This window comes from Thiocapsa roseopersicina, assembly GCF_900106925.1.
Lineage (GTDB): Bacteria > Pseudomonadota > Gammaproteobacteria > Chromatiales > Chromatiaceae > Thiocapsa > Thiocapsa roseopersicina.
The window spans coordinates 1-1,400 of record NZ_FNNZ01000079.1; the positions used below are offsets into that span (position 1 = coordinate 1).

A 1,400-nucleotide genomic window follows, 5' to 3' on the forward strand; every position below is an offset into this window, starting at 1 on the left:
TCGCACCGATGCTCGCGGCGCAGGAGCCCGATACCGCGGCGGCGCCCGCCGATGAGCCGGATGACCCCATCCTGAGTCAGGCCCTGACCCCCTGGCGCGGTGATCTCGACGGGATCCTCAAGCGAGGCATGCTCCGGGTCGCCATCCCCTACGGCCTCACCACCTACTTCATGGACGGGGCCGATCAGCGGGGCCTGACCTACGACAGCGTCATGGCCTTCGAGCCGTTTCTAAAAAAGAAGCGGCTCGGTCGTGAGGCGGGCCATCTTACGCTGGTGATCCTGCCCACCAACCGCGCCCGGCTGCTGCCGATGTTGACGGAAGGTCTGGCCGATCTGGCGGCCGGCACCATCACGGTCACGGAGGGGCGCCGCGCACTGGTGGACTTCAGCGAGCCGATCCACACCAAGATCCGCGAGGTGCTCGTCATCGGCCCCGCGGCGCCCGAGGTCAGGACGGCGGAGGACATGCTCGCCTCGGCGGTGTACCTGCGCCGCTCCACCAGCTTCTTCGAGCACCTCGCCGCCCTCAACGCCCAGCGCGTCGCGGCCGGCAAGGCGCCCTATCCCGTGGTCGAAGTGGATGAGCATCTCACCGACGACGATCTGATCGAGATGGTCGGGACCGGGATCATCCCCGCCACCATCGCCGACGAGCCGGCGGCGCGCCTCTTCGCCCAAGTCTTCGACAAGGTGCGCGTGCGCGACGACCTGGTACTGGCCTCCGACCAGCACATCGCCTGGGCCATGCGCCAGGACAGCCCGCAGCTCAAGGCCGTGGTGAACGCCTATATCGCCGAGGCGCGCAAGGGCACCAAGCTGGGCAATATCCTGCTCACCCGCTACCTCAAGAATGCGGAGTGGGCGAAGAACGCCCTCGCCCCCGAGGACCGCGAGCGATTCAATGAGGTCGTGGGCCTGCTGAAGACCTATGCCGGCAAGTACGACTTCGACTGGCTCATGATCGCGGCCCAGGGCTATCAGGAGTCTCGCCTGGACCAAAGCAAGCGCAGCCCCGCCCGGGCCGTCGGCGTGATGCAGGTCATGCCCGCGACCGCGCGGGACCCCAACGTGGCCATCCCGGAGATCCATCTGCAGGAGCCCAACATCCATGCCGGCGTGAAGTACCTGCGCCTTCTGCGCGACCGCTATTTCGGCGATCCTGCCTTGTCGGCCCTGGACCAGACCCTATTCAGCTTTGCCGCCTACAACGCCGGCCCCGGCAACATCGCCAAAGCGCGCAAGCGCGCCGCGACACTGGGGCTCGACCCCGACGTGTGGCTCGACAACGTCGAGATCGCGGCCGCCAAGGTGGTGAGCCGCGAGCCGGTCGTCTACGTGCGCAACATCTACAAGTACTACGTGGCCTACAAGCTGCTGAGCGAAGGCAAGGTCGGGGAT

General features: G+C 67.1%; 1 protein-coding gene. It reads left to right on the plus strand.

The window, feature by feature from the left end:
• Positions 1-1,400 (plus strand): MltF family protein (locus tag BLV04_RS24215; RefSeq protein ID WP_093038697.1); only part of this gene is annotated, 1,400 nt, incomplete at both ends.